The organism is Escherichia sp. WS1368 (assembly GCF_046487485.1).
Taxonomy (GTDB): Bacteria; Pseudomonadota; Gammaproteobacteria; order Enterobacterales; family Enterobacteriaceae; genus Escherichia; species Escherichia coli.
The window spans coordinates 85,408-103,165 of the sequence record NZ_JBJQJI010000004.1 but is presented as its reverse complement, the minus strand read 5'-3'; the positions used below and the strand labels follow the sequence as shown (position 1 = coordinate 103,165).

18 protein-coding genes and 1 tRNA gene are annotated in these 17,758 nt (G+C 47.1%); 13 read left to right on the top strand and 6 right to left on the bottom strand.

Annotation, left to right across the window (positions count from 1 at the left end):
* Window positions 1-392 precede the first annotated feature (392 nt).
* Window positions 393-1,760, top strand: coding sequence for a GGDEF domain-containing protein (locus ACJHYD_RS11625; protein ID WP_000409854.1), 1,368 nt, complete (start codon window positions 393-395; stop codon window positions 1,758-1,760).
* Between the two features lie 104 nt (window positions 1,761-1,864).
* Here ACJHYD_RS11625 and ACJHYD_RS11620 read toward each other — a convergent pair.
* Window positions 1,865-1,952, bottom strand: a tRNA-Ser gene (locus tag ACJHYD_RS11620).
* Between the two features lie 233 nt (window positions 1,953-2,185).
* On the opposite strand from ACJHYD_RS11620, the gene ghrA reads away from it, so the two are divergent.
* The 4 genes from ghrA (at window position 2,186) to ACJHYD_RS11600 (ending at window position 5,087) form a co-directional block, all read left to right on the top strand.
* Entirely contained in the window at window positions 2,186-3,124 is a 939-nt protein-coding gene (gene ghrA, locus ACJHYD_RS11615) for a glyoxylate/hydroxypyruvate reductase GhrA (protein WP_001550942.1), read from the top strand.
* 54 nt (window positions 3,125-3,178) lie between these two features.
* On the top strand, window positions 3,179-3,916 hold the full coding sequence (gene ycdX / locus ACJHYD_RS11610) for a zinc-binding phosphatase (protein ID WP_000283664.1): 738 nt from the start codon (window positions 3,179-3,181) through the stop codon (window positions 3,914-3,916).
* Between the two features lie 23 nt (window positions 3,917-3,939).
* Window positions 3,940-4,494 carry a molecular chaperone YcdY gene (ycdY, locus tag ACJHYD_RS11605; protein ID WP_001001909.1) on the top strand — a complete coding sequence of 185 codons (555 nt, stop codon included), beginning with the start codon at window positions 3,940-3,942 and terminating at the stop codon, window positions 4,492-4,494.
* Between the two features lie 101 nt (window positions 4,495-4,595).
* On the top strand, window positions 4,596-5,087 hold the full coding sequence (locus ACJHYD_RS11600) for a DUF1097 domain-containing protein (RefSeq protein WP_032145787.1): 492 nt from the start codon (window positions 4,596-4,598) through the stop codon (window positions 5,085-5,087).
* A gap of 63 nt (window positions 5,088-5,150) precedes the next feature.
* On the opposite strand, the gene csgG is transcribed toward ACJHYD_RS11600, so the two are convergent.
* Genes csgG through csgD form a run of 4 tightly spaced genes read right to left on the bottom strand, consistent with a single transcriptional unit; the run spans window position 5,151 to window position 7,496 of the window.
* Window positions 5,151-5,984, bottom strand: coding sequence for a curli production assembly/transport protein CsgG (csgG, locus tag ACJHYD_RS11595; protein ID WP_001189321.1), 834 nt, complete (start codon window positions 5,982-5,984; stop codon window positions 5,151-5,153).
* Window positions 5,985-6,010: 26 nt separating this feature from the next.
* Window positions 6,011-6,427: a curli production assembly/transport protein CsgF gene (csgF, locus tag ACJHYD_RS11590; RefSeq protein WP_001264096.1), complete on the bottom strand. Its 417-nt coding sequence runs from the start codon at window positions 6,425-6,427 to the stop codon at window positions 6,011-6,013.
* 24 nt (window positions 6,428-6,451) lie between these two features.
* A complete protein-coding gene (gene csgE / locus ACJHYD_RS11585) occupies window positions 6,452-6,841 on the bottom strand; it encodes a curli production assembly/transport protein CsgE (protein ID WP_000833288.1) in 390 nt (129 codons plus the stop codon).
* Between the two features lie 4 nt (window positions 6,842-6,845).
* Window positions 6,846-7,496, bottom strand: coding sequence for a biofilm master transcriptional regulator CsgD (gene csgD, locus ACJHYD_RS11580; RefSeq protein ID WP_000481500.1), 651 nt, complete (start codon window positions 7,494-7,496; stop codon window positions 6,846-6,848).
* A gap of 754 nt (window positions 7,497-8,250) precedes the next feature.
* Between csgD and csgB the strand changes: the two genes are divergently transcribed.
* The 6 genes from csgB (at window position 8,251) to clsC (ending at window position 12,075) form a co-directional block, all read left to right on the top strand.
* Window positions 8,251-8,706, top strand: coding sequence for a curli minor subunit CsgB (gene csgB, locus ACJHYD_RS11575; RefSeq protein ID WP_000791650.1), 456 nt, complete (start codon window positions 8,251-8,253; stop codon window positions 8,704-8,706).
* A 40-nt stretch (window positions 8,707-8,746) separates the two neighbouring features.
* The gene (gene csgA / locus ACJHYD_RS11570; RefSeq protein ID WP_000771435.1) at window positions 8,747-9,202 is read left to right on the top strand and encodes a curli major subunit CsgA; all 456 of its coding nucleotides are present in this window, start codon (window positions 8,747-8,749) and stop codon (window positions 9,200-9,202) included.
* A gap of 57 nt (window positions 9,203-9,259) precedes the next feature.
* Complete coding sequence (gene csgC / locus ACJHYD_RS11565; RefSeq protein ID WP_000992818.1) at window positions 9,260-9,592, top strand: curli assembly chaperone CsgC; 333 nt, start codon at window positions 9,260-9,262, stop codon at window positions 9,590-9,592.
* A 120-nt stretch (window positions 9,593-9,712) separates the two neighbouring features.
* Window positions 9,713-10,024: a protein YmdA gene (ymdA, locus tag ACJHYD_RS11560; RefSeq protein ID WP_001550945.1), complete on the top strand. Its 312-nt coding sequence runs from the start codon at window positions 9,713-9,715 to the stop codon at window positions 10,022-10,024.
* Window positions 10,025-10,118: 94 nt separating this feature from the next.
* Entirely contained in the window at window positions 10,119-10,652 is a 534-nt protein-coding gene (gene ymdB, locus ACJHYD_RS11555; RefSeq protein WP_000857406.1) for an O-acetyl-ADP-ribose deacetylase, read from the top strand.
* On the top strand, window positions 10,594-12,075 hold the full coding sequence (clsC, locus tag ACJHYD_RS11550; RefSeq protein ID WP_001305893.1) for a cardiolipin synthase ClsC: 1,482 nt from the start codon (window positions 10,594-10,596) through the stop codon (window positions 12,073-12,075). The genes ymdB and clsC overlap by 59 nt, the downstream gene beginning before the upstream one ends.
* 7 nt (window positions 12,076-12,082) lie before the next feature.
* On the opposite strand, the gene mdoC is transcribed toward clsC, so the two are convergent.
* Window positions 12,083-13,240, bottom strand: coding sequence for a glucans biosynthesis protein MdoC (mdoC, locus tag ACJHYD_RS11545; RefSeq protein ID WP_001070346.1), 1,158 nt, complete (start codon window positions 13,238-13,240; stop codon window positions 12,083-12,085).
* Window positions 13,241-13,633: 393 nt separating this feature from the next.
* On the opposite strand from mdoC, the gene mdoG reads away from it, so the two are divergent.
* Together mdoG and mdoH are read left to right on the top strand one after the other, a co-directional pair.
* Window positions 13,634-15,169 (top strand): glucans biosynthesis protein MdoG, encoded by a 1,536-nt coding sequence (mdoG, locus tag ACJHYD_RS11540; protein ID WP_001467865.1) that lies wholly within the window; start codon window positions 13,634-13,636, stop codon window positions 15,167-15,169.
* Window positions 15,162-17,705 (top strand): glucans biosynthesis glucosyltransferase MdoH, encoded by a 2,544-nt coding sequence (gene mdoH / locus ACJHYD_RS11535; RefSeq protein WP_019842294.1) that lies wholly within the window; start codon window positions 15,162-15,164, stop codon window positions 17,703-17,705. The genes mdoG and mdoH overlap by 8 nt, the downstream gene beginning before the upstream one ends.
* Window positions 17,706-17,758: the final 53 nt, after the last annotated feature.

Genomic DNA, 17,758 nt, shown 5'->3' with positions numbered 1-17,758 from the left:
ATGAGGAACTTCAGGAATACGGCATAAATCCCAATGCCTTTTTCAAAATAAATTAGGATTAAAATAATTAAATCAGTAAATTCCGATGCATGATATCGGATTTTTCGAAAGTCCTGATGAAATGCAGCGTTACTGTACTCACGGATTCAATTGTTATTCCTAATATATCTATGAATTAATGTTTTATAAGGATTTCCTTATAACCATTTATATGTATTTGCAAGCCTGTCTTGTCGCGAAGAATGTATAAAGCACTAAGGTAATAATAATTGCAGTCTGCAACTATCATCATCGGTATTGTTTGTGGGCGGAATTTCATATTGACAACAGTACAGTTCTTATATCTATTAATAATAGAAAGGGATCTACAACCTACAGATTGGTGTAGCTTTATGGAAAAAGACTATTTGAGAATTAGTAGTACTGTATTAGTGAGCTTATTGTTTGGGCTTGCTTTGGTTTTGGTGAATAGTTGGTTTAATCAGCCAGGCGTTGAGGAAGTTGTTCCACGATCAACCTATCTGATGGTAATGATTGCTTTATTTTTTATCGATACTGTTGCATTTATTTTTATGCAGTTGTATTTCATTTATGACCGTAGGCAATTTTCAAACTGTATACTTAGTTTGGCTTTTCTGAGTTGTTTGATTTACTTTGTTAAAACCGTCATTATCATTCAGCAAATTATTGAGGGGCGTTTGACAAGCAGTGTTGTTCAAAATGACATTGCAATCTATTATTTGTTTCGTCAGATGAGTTTGTGCATATTAATATTTCTGGCATTGGTGAATAAAGTTAGTGAAAACACAAAACAGCGCAATTTATTTTCCAAAAAAATGACTTTGTGCATAAGTTTGTTTTTTGTTGTTGGGGGGCCGATAGTTGCTCACATACTTTCTAGTCATTATGAGAGCTACAATTTACACATTGCCGAGTTAACCAATGAAAATGATCAGGTGGTTTGGAAAACATCATATGTTACCATAATGATTTTCATGTGGTTAACCTTGCTTTCAGTTAATCTATACTTTAATGGTTTACGCTGTGATATCTGGAATGGAGTGACGGTGATTGCTTTTTGTGCCGTACTGTACAATGTCTCTCTTTTATTTATGAGCAGGTATAGCGTGTCCATTTGGTATATTAGTCGCACTATTGAAGTAGTCAGTAAGTTAACCGTTATGGTAATATTTATGTGCCATATATTCAGTGCGCTACGAGTAACAAAGGACATTGCACATCGCGATTCCTTAACCAATATATTTAACAGAAATTATTTTTTTAATGAACTGACAGTTCAATCAGCATCGGCCAAAAAAACGCCTTATTGCGTCATGATTATGGATATCGACCACTTCAAAAAAGTCAACGACACCTGGGGGCATCCGGTTGGCGATCAGGTGATAAAAACAGTGGTGAGTATCATTGGGAAAAGCATACGGCCAGATGACCTTTTTGCGCGCGTCGGCGGCGAAGAGTTTGGCGTCTTGCTGACGGACATCGATACTGAACGTGCGAAAGCTTTAGCGGAAAGGATTCGGGAAAATGTTGAGCGTTTAACTGGTGATAATCCTGAATACGCCATACCACAAAAAGTGACGATTAGTATTGGCGCTGTTGTAACGCAGAAAAATGAGTTAAACCCTAAGGAGATCTATCAACTGGCTGATAACGCACTTTACGAGGCGAAAGAGACCGGGCGTAATAAGGTGGTAGTAAAAGAGGCAGAAATTCTTATCAACCGCAAGGATGATGAATGAGTCTGTCGCTAGTTGTCGACCTCCGCCTGGGGCTTCTCATCCCCCCGGTCTATGCAATATACGAAAAAAAAGCTCGTACTTTCGTACGAGCTCTTCTTTAAATATGGCGGTGAGGGGGGGATTCGAACCCCCGATACGTTGCCGTATACACACTTTCCAGGCGTGCTCCTTCAGCCACTCGGACACCTCACCAAATTGTTGTTCCTGTCTTGCTGGAACGGGCGCTAATTTAGGGAAATCATGACCTGAGGTCAACAAACTTTTTTAAAAAATCGCGCGTTTATTCAAACTTCAATCAATATGCAGTTTTAATAAGCGAAATCTGCTTTTTTTGCCACCGACCACGGATTTGTTATGCTGGTGGCTTTTGTAGATCATAACGATAAGTGCGAATAAATTTCGCGCAACGCTTTTCGGGAGTCAGTATGGATATCATCTTTTATCACCCAACGTTCGATACCCAATGGTGGATTGAGGCACTGCGCAAAGCTATTCCTCAGGCAAGAGTCAGAGCATGGAAAAGCGGAGATAATGACTCTGCTGATTATGCTTTAGTCTGGCATCCTCCAGTTGAAATGCTGGCAGGGCGCGATCTTAAAGCGGTGTTCGCACTCGGGGCCGGTGTTGATTCTATTTTGAGCAAGCTACAGGCACACCCTGAAATGCTGAAGCCTTCTGTTCCACTTTTTCGCCTGGAAGATACCGGTATGGGCGAGCAAATGCAGGAATATGCTGTCAGTCAGGTGCTGCATTGGTTTCGACGTTTTGACGATTATCGCATCCAGCAAAATAGTTCGCATTGGCAACCGCTTCCTGAATATCATCGGGAAGATTTTACCATCGGCATTTTGGGCGCAGGCGTACTGGGCAGTAAAGTTGCACAGAGTCTGCAAACCTGGCGCTTCCCGCTGCGTTGCTGGAGTCGAACCCGTAAATCGTGGCCTGGCGTGCAAAGTTTTGCCGGACGGGAAGAACTTTCTGCATTTCTGAGCCAATGCCGGGTATTGATTAATCTGTTACCGAATACCCCTGAAACCGTCGGCATTATTAATCAACAATTACTCGAAAAATTACCGGATGGCGCGTATCTCCTCAACCTGGCGCGTGGTGTTCATGTCGTGGAAGATGACCTGCTCGCGGCGCTGGATAGCGGGAAAGTTAAAGGCGCAATGTTGGATGTTTTTAATCGCGAACCCTTACCGCCGGAAAGTCCGCTCTGGCTACATCCTCGCGTGGCGATAACACCACATGTCGCCGCGATTACCCGTCCCGCTGAAGCTGTGGAGTACATTTCTCGCACCATTGCCCAGCTCGAAAAAGGGGAGAGGGTCTGCGGGCAAGTCGACCGCGCACGCGGCTACTAATAAAGCATCAGGTTTCCTGCTATCCTTGGCGGGAATTGAATACAGGAGAGAGTTATGTATCCCGTCGACCTTCATATGCATACCGTTGCCAGCACGCATGCATATAGCACATTGAGTGATTACATTGCCCAGGCCAAACAAAAGGGCATTAAACTTTTTGCGATCACCGATCATGGCCCGGATATGGAAGATGCGCCGCATCACTGGCACTTCATTAACATGCGTATCTGGCCGCGAGTGGTTGATGGGGTTGGGATCCTGCGCGGCATCGAAGCTAACATTAAAAATGTTGACGGTGAAATCGACTGCAGTGGCAAAATGTTTGATTCGCTGGATCTGATTATTGCCGGTTTTCATGAGCCGGTGTTTGCGCCGCATGACAAAGCGACTAATACGCAAGCGATGATCGCCACTATCGCCAGCGGCAATGTGCATATAATAAGCCATCCCGGAAATCCGAAATATGAAATAGATGTTAAAGCCGTTGCTGAAGCAGCTGCGAAACATCAGGTGGCGCTGGAAATCAATAATTCCTCATTTTTACACTCACGTAAGGGCAGTGAAGACAACTGTCGGGCGGTAGCCGCAGCGGTACGTGACGCTGGAGGTTGGGTGGCATTAGGCTCGGATTCTCACACCGCGTTTACCATGGGTGAATTTGAAGAGTGTCTTAAAATCCTCGACGCGGTAGATTTTCCGCCAGAGCGCATTTTGAATGTTTCTCCGCGGCGCTTACTGAACTTCCTTGAATCTCGCGGTATGGCACCGATTGCGGAATTTGCAGACCTTTAATTACTAGTAATGGAAATATATTAATGAACGAGTTTTCTATCCTCTGTCGTGTGCTGGGTTCGCTCTATTACCGCCAACCGCAAGATCCTTTACTGGTGCCGCTGTTTACCCTGATTCGTGAGGGGAAACTGGCTGCGAACTGGCCACTGGAGCAGGATGAGTTACTGACGCGTTTACAGAAAAGCTGTGATATGGCGCAAGTCTCTGCCGATTACAATGCGTTGTTTATCGGCGATGAATGTGCTGTGCCGCCATATCGTAGCGCATGGGTTGAGGGCGCGACGGAAGCGGAAGTGCGCGCTTTTCTTTCCGAACGGGGGATGCCATTAGCGGATACGCCAGCCGATCACATCGGCACATTGCTGCTCGCGGCTTCCTGGCTGGAAGATCAGTCAACGGAAGATGAGAGCGAAGCACTGGAAACACTGTTCAGTGAGTATCTGTTACCCTGGTGTGGTGCGTTCCTTGGCAAAGTGGAGGCCCATGCAACTACGCCTTTCTGGCGCACCATGGCACCGCTAACCCGCGATGCTATTAGTGCAATGTGGGACGAGCTGGAAGAAGATTCTGAAGAGTAAATGTGATCTGCATCACTCATAACTGCAACAGATAATTTGTTGTTGCATAAAATGTGTGCTCGATCTCATTCATGGCCGCGTTTTCTGCTATCATGCGCGGCATGAACATACTTCTCTCTATTGCAATCACAACAGGCATTCTCTCCGGTATCTGGGGATGGGTGGCTGTTTCCCTGGGCTTACTAAGCTGGGCGGGCTTCCTGGGCTGTACGGCCTACTTTGCCTGCCCGCAAGGTGGGCTGAAAGGGCTGGCGATCTCCGCTGCAACCCTGCTTAGTGGCGTGGTGTGGGCGATGGTCATTATTTACGGTAGTGCACTGGCACCACATCTGGAAATTCTCGGTTATGTCATAACCGGTATTGTCGCGTTTCTGATGTGTATTCAGGCCAAACAGCTGCTGTTTTCATTTGTTCCGGGAACGTTTATAGGCGCATGCGCGACGTTTGCCGGGCAGGGTGACTGGAAACTGGTGTTACCTTCGCTGGCGCTCGGGTTGATATTTGGTTACGCAATGAAAAACAGCGGCCTTTGGCTGGCGGTGCGTAGTACGAAGACCGCTCACCGTGAGCAGGAAATCAAAAATAAAGCGTGAGGGGCACTCACGCTTTCGCTTAAACAGTAAAATGCCGGATGATAATTCCGGCATTTTTATCTATCAGGATTCCGGTGGAACCGACATATGGCGGTATTTCACCAGAATGTCATTCTGCCGTTCTGCTTTGTTCTGCAAATCCCAAAGACCGCGGTCGATACCATCATTAATCAGGAAAATGACGCCTGTTTCGATAGCCGACATCAGGCACAGCATAACGGGTTCGTTCGAGGTGTAACCTACTTCCCCTTCCAGCAAGCGCTGGTAGTCAATAAAGCGGAAGACCCCCGCCTGAACTTCATAGGAAAGTATCGTCTTACTGGTGTTCACCGAGGAGAGGATCTCACCGGTACTCACATTGACGACGCGCAGGTTCACGGCAATCTGATCGAGCTGGTATTGCGTGTCGGCACCGATCCCAAAATATCTTGCCCCAACACCGCCCGATTTAACGTTGCTTTCATAACCGATAATCGAACCTTCAACCATGATATTTGCCGCCGTTAAAGACTGCAGCGGGATTCGGTTATTAATGGCAACCGTACCGTTTTCTTGTGCCGCACGAATAATCTTGCGCTCGTTAAGCAGGTTTTGTAAGCCCTGGCGCTCCAGCGGTATAAACCAGCGAGAATCTTTCAATGCCGTGACCAGCATTGCCGTGGCGCTTTGCGGAACAGCAGTGGAGAAGTTACTTGCCGGGTAGGGTTTAAATTGCCCGGTTTCGTCCTGAATGTTGTATACCGAAACAAAGATCTTACCCGTCGGCGCTGGCAGATGGGTCAAATCTTTGTAGCTCTGAGCACGAGGCATTAATGTCGGTCTGGCGGCTTCTTTAGGCGGGGCGGTTAAGCATCCGCTCAGTAACATGACGGCAACCAAAAGAAATAAGCGCTGCATGATTATTTTCCTTATGAAGCTGGGGCTTAAAAATCGGTTGAGTTATTTTGTAAACCCGAAACCTGGATGGTCGAGGTTTGTCCGGTTTTACGATCTGTCACGTTCAACTGCAATTGACCATCGCGGTTAGCAATATCAACAATATAATCGTTGGTCACCATGCGGCCCGGTTTACCGGTATTAATATTCGACAGTAGCCCACCTAAAATTTGTGACTGGATGGCCTGAGTAAAGTTATCTAACGCTGAGGGTGTTTCAATACCATAGTCATCGTTATAGCTCGGATCTTTATACGAGTTTTGTGCCTGGGCGCTATTTAATAAAAAAGCGCCATTATTTGGGTTACCACCAAAGTTTGGATTACGGAACTGAAAAGTCATGGTTCCAGCCCAACTTAATGGCGAAATAAGCATGAGTAGAACTACTGCATGTTTGACACGCATTGCAGCCTCCGAACAATTTTTTATTTAGAATTCATCATGCGCCAAATCGCCCGTACTTAATAACGCCTGATTTATCTGGCGACGATTTAGTGCTTCTTCAGTTTGAATCAGTGCAAAGACGACAGTTTTTTCGAAGTCTCTTTTCAACGGGAATAAAAAAGTCTGGAAAATAACGTCCTGATTGACCGTTATAGTGATCCAGCTTCCCCATCGTGCACTGGGCCTTTCATTAATCGTTAAGTTACCCGTATAGTCACTTTCCCATTTATCACTAAAGGCTCGGTAAAAATCATGGCCAATAGATGAAACAGTATGGTCAGTTAACAATCCCGGGACTTCTACCTCAACGGCGTGAAGATTCCCTGCGGCGAACAGAAATTCTGCCGCCACAATCCAGCGTAAATAACGTTTCATGGCTTTATCGCCTGAGGTTATCGTTTGCCCAGGAAACCGCTTGTGTCCGGTTTTTTACGGCTATCTTCTTGAAAAGATTATAAAGATGCGTTTTAACCGTATTTTCGCTGATGAACAACGAACGAGCGATCTCGTTATTAGACGCGCCGATACGCAGCTTATTCAGGATCTCTTTTTCCCGATGAGTAAGGAGGGCTGATTCCGTGCTGTTATAACGATAGTTACCTGAATGCGTAATCAGGTAACTGGCAAGCTTTTGCGTAAAGTAGCATTCGCCGCGCAGGACGCCTTGCAACCCATTGACAACACGTTCTTGATCCTCCATGGCATAAAAAACGCCGTTGATATGAGGCCAGTTTTCAATGTCGCGGTACGGGTAATCTTCAGGCGTATTTAGCAACAATATTTTGATATTGTTGTTTTTCCTGCTCAAAGTATCCTGCCAATAATGGATAAGCTTTTTATCCGCTTCCATCATATCCAGAAGAATAATAGAGCCTGAAGATATATCGTCCAGAGAACGTTGAATATTATGTAATTTTCCTGTAATTGCCAGCGATTGTTTAAGGTGCTGCAAGAGAGCTGTCGCCTGCAAAGAAGGTTTGGTGATCAACAATAATGTATGACCATGAATACTATGGACTTCATTAAACATGATGAAACCCCGCTTTTTTTATTGATCGCACACCTGACAGCTGCCTCTAAAATAGAAGCACCAGAAGTACTGACAGATGTTGCACTGCTGTGTGTAGTAATAAATCAGCCCTAAATGGGTAAAATATAAAACTAATGGATTACATCTGATTTCAATCTAGCCATTACAAATCTTAAATCAAGTGTTAAACATGTAACTAAATGTAACTCGTTATATTAAAATGTTAAACTTAAGGTTTTATTAAGTTTAGAAATGATAGAAAAGTTGTACATTTGGTTTTTATTGCACAATTTTAAAAAATCATACAAATGGTGCTAACTTACTAATAATGCATATAAAAAATATTTCGGTGTAGTCCTTTCGTCATGTAAAACGTTCTTGTTTTTTCTTCACACCTCCGTGGACAATTTTTTACTGCAAAAAGACGAGGTTTGTCACGGCTTGTGCGCAAGACATATCGCAGCAATCAGCGACGGGCAAGAAGAATGGCTGTCTGGTGATTTTTGATTGCGGAAAACGGAGATTTAAAAGAAAACAAAATATTTTTTTGCGTAGATAACAGCGTATTTACGTGGGTTTTAATACTTTGGTATGAACAAAAAAAGAAAAATACAACGCGCGGGTGAGTTATTAAAAATATTTCCGCAGACATACTTTCCATCGTAACGCAGCGTTAACAAAATACAGGTTGCGTTAACAACCAAGTTGAAATGATTTAATTTCTTAAGTGTACGACCAGGTCCAGGGTGACAACATGAAAAACAAATTGTTATTTATGATGTTAACAATACTGGGTGCGCCTGGGATTGCAGCCGCAGCAGGTTATGATTTAGCTAATTCAGAATATAACTTCGCGGTAAATGAATTGAGTAAGTCTTCATTTAATCAGGCAGCCATAATTGGTCAAGCTGGGACTAATAATAGTGCTCAGTTACGGCAGGGAGGCTCAAAACTTTTGGCGGTTGTTGCGCAAGAAGGTAGTAGCAATCGGGCAAAGATTGACCAGACAGGAGATTATAACCTTGCATATATTGATCAGGCGGGCAGTGCCAACGATGCCAGTATTTCGCAAGGTGCTTATGGTAATACTGCGATGATTATCCAGAAAGGTTCTGGTAATAAAGCAAATATTACACAGTATGGTACTCAAAAAACGGCAATTGTAGTGCAGAGACAGTCGCAAATGGCAATTCGCGTGACACAACGTTAATTACTATTCGACTTTTAAATCAATCCGATGGGGGTTTTACATGAAACTTTTAAAAGTAGCAGCAATTGCAGCAATCGTATTCTCCGGTAGCGCTCTGGCAGGTGTTGTTCCTCAGTACGGCGGCGGCGGTAACCACGGTGGTGGCGGTAATAATAGCGGCCCAAATTCAGAGCTGAACATTTACCAGTACGGTGGTGGTAACTCTGCACTTGCTCTGCAAGCTGACGCCCGTAACTCTGATCTGACCATTACCCAGCACGGCGGCGGTAACGGCGCAGATGTTGGCCAAGGTTCTGATGACAGCTCAATCGATCTGACTCAGCGTGGTTTCGGCAACAGCGCTACTCTTGATCAGTGGAATGGTAAAGATTCTACTATGACTGTTAAACAGTTCGGTGGCGGTAACGGTGCTGCTGTTGACCAGACTGCATCTAACTCCAGCGTTAACGTCACTCAGGTTGGCTTTGGTAACAACGCGACCGCTCATCAGTACTAATACACATCTGTATTAAAGAAACAGGGCGCAAGCCCTGTTTTTTTTCGGGAGAAGAATATGAATGCGTTATTACTCCTTGCGGCACTTTCCAGTCAGATAACCTTTAATACGACCCAGCAAGGGGATATGTACACCATTATTCCTGAAGTCACTCTTACTCAATCTTGTCTGTGCAGAGTACAAATATTGTCCCTGCGCGAAGGCAGTTCAGGGCAAAGTCAGACGAAGCAAGAAAAGACCCTCTCATTGCCTGCTAATCAACCCATTGCTTTGACGAAGTTGAGTTTAAATATTTCCCCGGACGATCGGGTGAAAATAGTTGTTACTGTTTCTGATGGACAGTCACTTCATTTATCACAACAATGGCCGCCCTCTTCAGAAAAGTCTTAATTTGTTGAAATATCGAGCATAAGATGAATCTGGAGAGAATGGTCTGCTGCGGATCAGCCAACCTGAAAGTATGGATAACACAACCCTCAAGGATGACTAATCATTGAGGAAATAGAATAAATGTTCAGACCTTTTTTAAACTCTCTTATGCTCGGCAGTTTGTTTTTTCCTTTTATTGCCATCGCAGGAAGCAGCGCGCAAGGGGGCGTGATCCATTTTTATGGCCAAATTGTGGAACCAGCATGTGACGTCAGCACCCAGTCATCACCCGTAGAAATGAACTGCCCACAGAATGGCTCTGTTCCGGGCAGAACCTATTCCAGCAAAGCGTTAATGAGCGGCAATGTCAAAAACGCGCAAATAGCCTCAGTAAAAGTGCAGTATCTTGATAAACAGAAAAAGCTGGCTGTAATGAACATCGAATATAACTAAGTTTCTGAACAACTCACCTTGCTGAGCAGAAAAATGCGATTTAACCAAAAAGCCTGCTGTACACTTAAGAAACAAGAAGGTGTAAGGAGGCGTTATGAAAACGCGTATTCATGTTGTGCAGGGTGATATTACCAAACTGGCCGTTGATGTGATTGTGAATGCGGCTAATCCGTCATTAATGGGAGGCGGCGGCGTCGATGGGGCCATTCATCGCGCAGCGGGTCCGGCTCTGCTGGATGCCTGTTTAAAAGTCAGGCAACAGCAGGGCGATTGCCCTACGGGGCATGCCGTTATTACGCTTGCAGGCGATCTTCCCGCTAAAGCCGTAGTGCACACCGTCGGGCCAGTCTGGCGTGGTGGTGAACAAAACGAAGACCAGCTTTTGCAGGATGCCTATCTCAATAGTCTGCGACTGGTGGCGGCAAACAGCTATACGTCAGTGGCATTTCCTGCAATCAGTACTGGGGTTTATGGTTACCCTCGTGCGGCAGCGGCTGAAATCGCAGTAAAAACCGTTTCAGAATTTATTACCCGTCACGCTTTACCCGAACAGGTATATTTTGTCTGTTATGATGAAGAAAACACCCACCTCTACGAAAGACTCCTTACCCAACAAGGAGATGAATGATTTGCCCCGGCTGGCGAGCGCGGTGCTGCCACTGTGTTCGCAACATCCCGGTCAGTGTGGCCTTTTCCCTCTGGAGAAAAGTCTGGATGCGTTTGCCGCCCGGTATCGTCTGGCCGAAATGGCAGAGCATACGCTGGATGTTCAGTATTACATCTGGCAGGACGATATGTCGGGTCGGTTACTCTTTTCCGCCCTGTTAGCCGCAGCAAAGCGTGGCGTTCGCGTCCGTTTGTTGCTGGACGACAACAATACACCCGGACTTGACGACATTTTACGCTTGCTTGACAGTCATCCCCGCATTGAAGTCCGGCTTTTTAATCCTTTCTCGTTTCGCTTGCTACGTCCGCTTGGTTATATCACCGACTTTTCCCGTCTCAATCGCCGTATGCACAATAAAAGTTTCACTGTTGATGGCGTGGTGACGCTGGTAGGGGGGCGAAATATTGGTGATGCCTATTTTGGTGCAGGGGAAGAGCCACTTTTTTCGGATTTAGATGTCATGGCAATAGGACCAGTTGTAGAGGACGTTGCCGATGATTTCGCCCGCTACTGGTATTGCAAATCGGTTTCACCCCTACAGCAGGTGCTGGATGTCCCGGAAGGTGAAATGGCGGATCGCATCGAGTTACCAGCATCCTGGCACAACGATGCCATGACGCATCGTTATTTACGCAAAATGGAATCCAGCCCGTTTATAAATCATCTGGTTGATGGAACGTTGCCGCTTATCTGGGCGAAAACACGTTTATTAAGTGATGATCCGGCGAAAGGGGAGGGCAAGGCAAAACGGCATTCACTGTTACCGCAGCGCCTGTTCGATATCATGGGCTCACCCAGTGAACGCATCGATATTATCTCTTCCTATTTTGTACCGACACGCGCAGGTGTGGCGCAACTCTTACGGATGGTGAGAAAAGGGGTAAAGATTGCGATCCTAACCAATTCTCTTGCCGCTAACGATGTTGCTGTCGTCCATGCCGGATACGCGCGCTGGCGCAAAAAATTGCTCCGCTACGGCGTGGAATTATATGAACTCAAGCCGACGCGTGAACAAAGTAGTACGTTACACGATCGCGGCATAACCGGTAATTCCGGTGCCAGCCTGCATGCTAAAACCTTTAGCATCGATGGTAAAACGGTGTTTATCGGCTCTTTCAATTTCGATCCGCGTTCGACATTGCTCAATACTGAAATGGGGTTCGTGATAGAGAGCGAAACGCTGGCACAGTTAATTGATAAACGCTTTATTCAGAGCCAGTATGATGCGGCCTGGCAGCTCCGTCTGGACAGGTGGGGACGGATCAACTGGGTTGATCGTCATGCAAAGAAAGAAATTGTTCTCAAAAAAGAACCCGCCACCAGTTTCTGGAAGCGGGTTATGGTCAGACTGGCGTCGATATTGCCTGTGGAATGGTTATTATAAACGCGGCTTAACGGGCTGGTGCTTTATCGTTCTCACGCTTAACAACCGGTTTACCAGAGAACAAAAACTTCAGTAACGGGATGCGTAAATGAATTTCATACAGAATTATCGCAATCCCTACTACGAATATCAGGCCACAGAGAAAACCAAGCCAGTTGGATGTGATGTGCGGTGTAATGTACGCGCCGAAAAACAGCGTTAACGGGTGGTGAACCAGATAGATAAACAGCGATGCATTAACAAAGTAAGTCACCCGCGCTGACTGGAAGTTAAGCAAACGGTGGCCGAAGGAGAAGACCACATTCACCATCCACAGACCGAGGACCATGGTGATCACCGACTCGGTTTCGTACATCCAGGCATCGCCACTGCCATAGCGCTGGTTGAGTAAATAAGCGACAAATGCCAATGCTGCTGCGAAGGTACAGCCACGAGACGGCGTGGTAAACAAGGCTTTAAGATGAGGGAAAATGAAAGCCAGTGCGCCGAGGATAAAGAACGGCAAATAAAATAGCGTTTGCATGACAATAAAATTGAACATGCCGTTACTCAGAATGGGCGGATACACAATAAAAATTGTTCTTCTTATTACCGCATAACCGATGCCGAGGCACAAAAAAATCACCGATAGTTTTACCATCGAGAATTTTTTATTCGTTTTATCAGAATTTTCTAAATTATTTCTGATACGTTTGAATATCCAGACGCACAGCGTCGTCATGACCACTAACACCAGTAAAAACCACAGGTGTGATATTAATTCCCAGGCCAACGTATTATATTTGTCATACAATGACAGTCCAGGCCAACTTTCCGCTTTCCCTTTGACGTATTGCAGCATAATAAATTGCGGCAATGTCAGTAGGGGGATGGCTGTTAACATCGGGATACCTACACGTTCGACACGTACTTTCCACCATTTTTTCAAGGGATAGCGTAAAAAAAGCATGTAGGAAAAGTACCCGGATATAACGAAAAATACCTGCATGCGGAACGAGTGGATGAAGTCATTAAAAAGGGTCAGCCATAATGACGGTTCGGCGCTATTCACATGCCATGTATGGCTCGAATAGATTAAAGAAATATGAAAAGGGATCCCTAACAACATCAGCCAGGCGCGGATGGAGTCGAGGAAATATTCACGTTGCGCGGGTACTGGATTCATATATGGTTAACTAATCTCGGATTTTTCGTCTTATCCCTGTCGGGTTATGCCTTTAGGCTTGTTGCCATAGCGACACCGACCTGACCGCGCCAGGCGCAGGCTTCAAGGTTTTTATGCATAGCATCATCGCTACCACTAACCAGAATGGAAGCGTCTGTAAGACGGTTGATAAATAAATTTGCTGGCAAACCCTACACGAAGTCGATGCTTCTGTCTTTAGGAGAAGCACGGAAAGTGAAAACGGTTGCAATCAGGTGCTTAATCCATGAGCCAGCGTGCTGAACGATACCGGGATTCTGTTGTCGGAATGGCTGGTTATCCATTAAAATAGATCGGATCGATATAAGCACACAAAGGGGGAAGTGCTTACTAATTATGAAACATAAACTACAAATGATGAAAATGCGTTGGTTGAGTGCTGCAGTAATGTTAACCCTGTATACATCTTCAAGCTGGGCTTTCAGTATTGATGATGTCGCAAAGCAAGCTCAATCCTTAGCCGGGAAAGGCTATGATGCGCCCAAAAGCAACTTGCCCTCCGTTTTCCGCGACATGAAATACGCGGACTATCAGCAGATCCAGTTTAATCATGACAAAGCGTACTGGAACAATCTGAAGACCCCATTCAAACTCGAGTTCTACCATCAGGGTATGTACTTCGATACCCCGGTCAAAATAAATGAAGTGACTGCCACCGCAGTCAAACGAATCAAATACAGCCCGGATTATTTCACTTTCGGCGATGTTCAGCATGACAAAGACACGGTAAAAGACCTTGGTTTTGCCGGTTTTAAAGTGCTTTACCCGATCAACAGCAAAGATAAAAACGATGAAATCGTCAGCATGCTCGGGGCCAGCTATTTCCGCGTGATTGGTGCAGGTCAGGTTTATGGCCTTTCTGCACGCGGCCTGGCAATTGATACCGCCTTGCCATCGGGTGAAGAATTTCCACGCTTCAAAGAGTTCTGGATCGAGCGTCCAAAACCGACTGATAAACGTTTAACCATTTATGCATTGCTTGACTCGCCGCGCGCGACAGGTGCTTACAAATTCGTAGTTATGCCAGGGCGTGACACGGTTGTGGATGTGCAGTCGAAAATCTATCTGCGCGATAAAGTCGGCAAACTGGGGGTTGCACCGTTAACCAGTATGTTCCTGTTTGGGCCGAACCAACCGTCGCCTGCAAATAACTATCGTCCGGAGTTGCACGACTCTAACGGTCTCTCTATCCATGCTGGTAATGGCGAATGGATCTGGCGTCCGTTGAATAACCCGAAACATTTAGCGGTCAGCAGCTTCTCCATGGAAAACCCGCAAGGCTTCGGTCTGTTGCAGCGCGGTCGTGATTTCTCCCGCTTTGAAGATCTCGATGATCGTTACGATCTTCGTCCAAGCGCATGGGTGACTCCGAAAGGGGAGTGGGGCAAAGGCAGCGTTGAGCTGGTGGAAATTCCAACCAACGATGAAACCAACGATAACATCGTCGCTTACTGGACGCCGGATCAGCTGCCGGAGCCGGGTAAAGAGATGAACTTTAAATACACCATCACCTTCAGCCGTGATGAAGACAAACTGCATGCGCCAGATAACGCATGGGTGCAACAAACGCGTCGTTCAACGGGGGATGTGAAGCAGTCGAACCTGATTCGCCAGCCTGACGGTACTATCGCCTTTGTGGTCGATTTTACCGGCGCAGAGATGAAAAAACTGCCAGAGGATACCCCGGTCACAGCGCAAACCAGCATTGGTGATAATGGTGAGATAGTTGAAAGCACGGTGCGCTATAACCCGGTTACCAAAGGCTGGCGTCTGGTGATGCGTGTGAAAGTGAAAGATGCCAAGAAAACCACTGAAATGCGTGCTGCGCTGGTGAATGCCGATCAGACGTTGAGTGAAACCTGGAGCTACCAGTTACCTGCCAATGAATAAGACAACTGAGTACATTGACGCAATGCCCATCGCCGCAAGCGAGAAAGCGGCATTGCCGAAGACTGATATCCGCGCCGTTCATCAGGCGCTGGATGCCGACCACCGTACCTGGGCGCGGGAGGATGACTCCCCGCAAGGCTCGGTAAAGGCGCGTCTGGAACAAGCCTGGCCAGATTCACTTGCTGATGGACAGTTAATTAAAGACGACGAAGGGCGCGATCAGCTTAAGGCGATGCCAGAAGCAAAACGCTCCTCGATGTTTCCCGACCCGTGGCGTACCAACCCGGTAGGCCGTTTCTGGGATCGCCTGCGTGGACGCGATGTAACGCCGCGCTATCTGGCTCGTTTGACCAAAGAAGAGCAGGAGAGCGAGCAAAAGTGGCGTACCGTCGGTACCATCCGCCGTTACATTCTGTTGATCCTGACGCTCGCGCAAACTGTCGTCGCGACCTGGTATATGAAGACCATTCTTCCTTATCAGGGTTGGGCGCTGATTAATCCTATGGATATGGTTGGTCAGGATTTGTGGGTTTCCTTTATGCAGCTTCTGCCTTATATGCTGCAAACCGGTATCCTGATCCTCTTTGCGGTACTGTTCTGTTGGGTGTCCGCCGGATTCTGGACGGCGTTGATGGGGTTCCTGCAACTGCTTATTGGTCGCGATAAATACAGTATATCTGCGTCAACAGTTGGCGATGAACCATTAAACCCGGAGCATCGCACGGCGTTGATCATGCCTATCTGTAACGAAGACGTGAACCGTGTTTTTGCTGGCTTGCGTGCAACGTGGGAATCAGTAAAAGCCACCGGGAATGCCAAACACTTTGATGTCTACATTCTGAGTGACAGTTATAACCCGGATATCTGCGTCGCAGAGCAAAAAGCCTGGATGGAGCTTATCGCTGAAGTCGGTGGCGAAGGTCAGATTTTCTATCGCCGCCGCCGTCGCCGCGTGAAGCGTAAAAGCGGTAATATCGATGACTTCTGCCGTCGCTGGGGCAGCCAGTACAGCTACATGGTGGTGCTGGATGCTGACTCGGTAATGACCGGTGATTGTTTATGCGGCCTGGTGCGTTTGATGGAAGCCAACCCGAACGCCGGGATCATTCAGTCGTCGCCGAAAGCGTCCGGTATGGATACGCTGTATGCACGCTGTCAGCAGTTCGCGACTCGCGTGTATGGGCCACTGTTTACAGCCGGTTTGCACTTCTGGCAACTTGGCGAGTCGCACTACTGGGGACATAACGCGATTATCCGCGTGAAACCGTTTATCGAGCACTGCGCACTGGCTCCGCTGCCGGGCGAAGGTTCCTTTGCCGGTTCAATCCTGTCACATGACTTCGTGGAAGCTGCGTTGATGCGCCGTGCAGGTTGGGGAGTCTGGATTGCTTACGATCTCCCGGGTTCTTATGAAGAATTACCGCCTAACTTGCTTGATGAGCTAAAACGTGACCGCCGCTGGTGCCACGGTAACCTGATGAACTTCCGTCTGTTCCTGGTGAAGGGTATGCACCCGGTTCACCGTGCGGTATTTCTGACGGGCGTGATGTCTTATCTCTCCGCTCCGCTGTGGTTTATGTTCCTCGCGCTCTCTACTGCATTGCAGGTAGTGCATGCGTTGACCGAACCGCAATACTTCCTGCAACCACGGCAGTTGTTCCCGGTGTGGCCGCAGTGGCGTCCTGAGCTGGCGATTGCACTTTTTGCTTCGACCATGGTGCTGTTGTTCCTGCCAAAGCTATTGAGCATTTTGCTTATTTGGTGCAAAGGAACGAAAGAATATGGCGGCTTCTGGCGCGTTACATTATCGTTGCTGCTGGAAGTGCTGTTTTCCGTGCTGCTGGCTCCGGTACGCATGCTGTTCCATACGGTCTTCGTCGTCAGCGCGTTCCTTGGCTGGGAAGTGGTGTGGAATTCACCGCAGCGTGATGATGACTCCACTTCCTGGGGTGAAGCGTTCAAACGCCACGGCTCACAGCTGCTGTTAGGGTTAGTGTGGGCTGTTGGGATGGCGTGGTTGGATCTGCGTTTCCTGTTCTGGCTGGCACCGATTGTCTTCTCGTTGATCCTGTCACCGTTTGTTTCGGTGATTTCCAGCCGTGCCACCGTTGGTCTGCGCACCAAAAGCTGGAAACTGTTCCTGATCCCGGAAGAGTATTCACCGCCGCAGGTGCTGGTTGATACCGATCGGTTCCTTGAGATGAATCGCCAACGCTCCCTTGACGATGGCTTTATGCACGCAGTGTTTAACCCGTCATTTAACGCTCTGGCAACCGCAATGGCGACCGCGCGTCACCGCGCCAGTAAGGTGCTGGAAATCGCCCGTGACCGCCACGTTGAACAGGCGCTGAACGAGACGCCAGAGAAGCTGAATCGCGATCGTCGCCTGGTGCTGCTAAGCGATCCGGTGACGATGGCCCGTCTGCATTTCCGCGTCTGGAATTCCCCTGAGAGATATTCTTCATGGGTGAGTTATTACGAAGGGATAAAGCTCAATCCACTGGCATTGCGTAAACCGGATGCGGCTTCGCAATAAAAACGTAGTTGCCTGATGCGCTACGCTTATCAGGCCTACATCGCTCCTGCAAT

Coding starts and splice junctions, on each gene's coding strand:
- ACJHYD_RS11600 (WP_032145787.1), top strand. CDS start 4,596: ATGAACATACTTCTCTCTATTGCAATCACAACAGGCATTCTCTCCGGT.
- mdoG (WP_001467865.1), top strand. CDS start 13,634: ATGATGAAAATGCGTTGGTTGAGTGCTGCAGTAATGTTAACCCTGTAT.
- csgE (WP_000833288.1), bottom strand. CDS start 6,841: ATGAAACGTTATTTACGCTGGATTGTGGCGGCAGAATTTCTGTTCGCC.
- mdoC (WP_001070346.1), bottom strand. CDS start 13,240: ATGAATCCAGTACCCGCGCAACGTGAATATTTCCTCGACTCCATCCGC.
- csgB (WP_000791650.1), top strand. CDS start 8,251: ATGAAAAACAAATTGTTATTTATGATGTTAACAATACTGGGTGCGCCT.
- ymdA (WP_001550945.1), top strand. CDS start 9,713: ATGTTCAGACCTTTTTTAAACTCTCTTATGCTCGGCAGTTTGTTTTTT.
- ycdY (WP_001001909.1), top strand. CDS start 3,940: ATGAACGAGTTTTCTATCCTCTGTCGTGTGCTGGGTTCGCTCTATTAC.
- csgD (WP_000481500.1), bottom strand. CDS start 7,496: ATGTTTAATGAAGTCCATAGTATTCATGGTCATACATTATTGTTGATC.
- csgC (WP_000992818.1), top strand. CDS start 9,260: ATGAATGCGTTATTACTCCTTGCGGCACTTTCCAGTCAGATAACCTTT.
- ycdX (WP_000283664.1), top strand. CDS start 3,179: ATGTATCCCGTCGACCTTCATATGCATACCGTTGCCAGCACGCATGCA.
- ACJHYD_RS11625 (WP_000409854.1), top strand. CDS start 393: ATGGAAAAAGACTATTTGAGAATTAGTAGTACTGTATTAGTGAGCTTA.
- csgA (WP_000771435.1), top strand. CDS start 8,747: ATGAAACTTTTAAAAGTAGCAGCAATTGCAGCAATCGTATTCTCCGGT.
- csgG (WP_001189321.1), bottom strand. CDS start 5,984: ATGCAGCGCTTATTTCTTTTGGTTGCCGTCATGTTACTGAGCGGATGC.
- ymdB (WP_000857406.1), top strand. CDS start 10,119: ATGAAAACGCGTATTCATGTTGTGCAGGGTGATATTACCAAACTGGCC.
- ghrA (WP_001550942.1), top strand. CDS start 2,186: ATGGATATCATCTTTTATCACCCAACGTTCGATACCCAATGGTGGATT.
- csgF (WP_001264096.1), bottom strand. CDS start 6,427: ATGCGTGTCAAACATGCAGTAGTTCTACTCATGCTTATTTCGCCATTA.
- mdoH (WP_019842294.1), top strand. CDS start 15,162: ATGAATAAGACAACTGAGTACATTGACGCAATGCCCATCGCCGCAAGC.
- clsC (WP_001305893.1), top strand. CDS start 10,594: ATGATGAAGAAAACACCCACCTCTACGAAAGACTCCTTACCCAACAAG.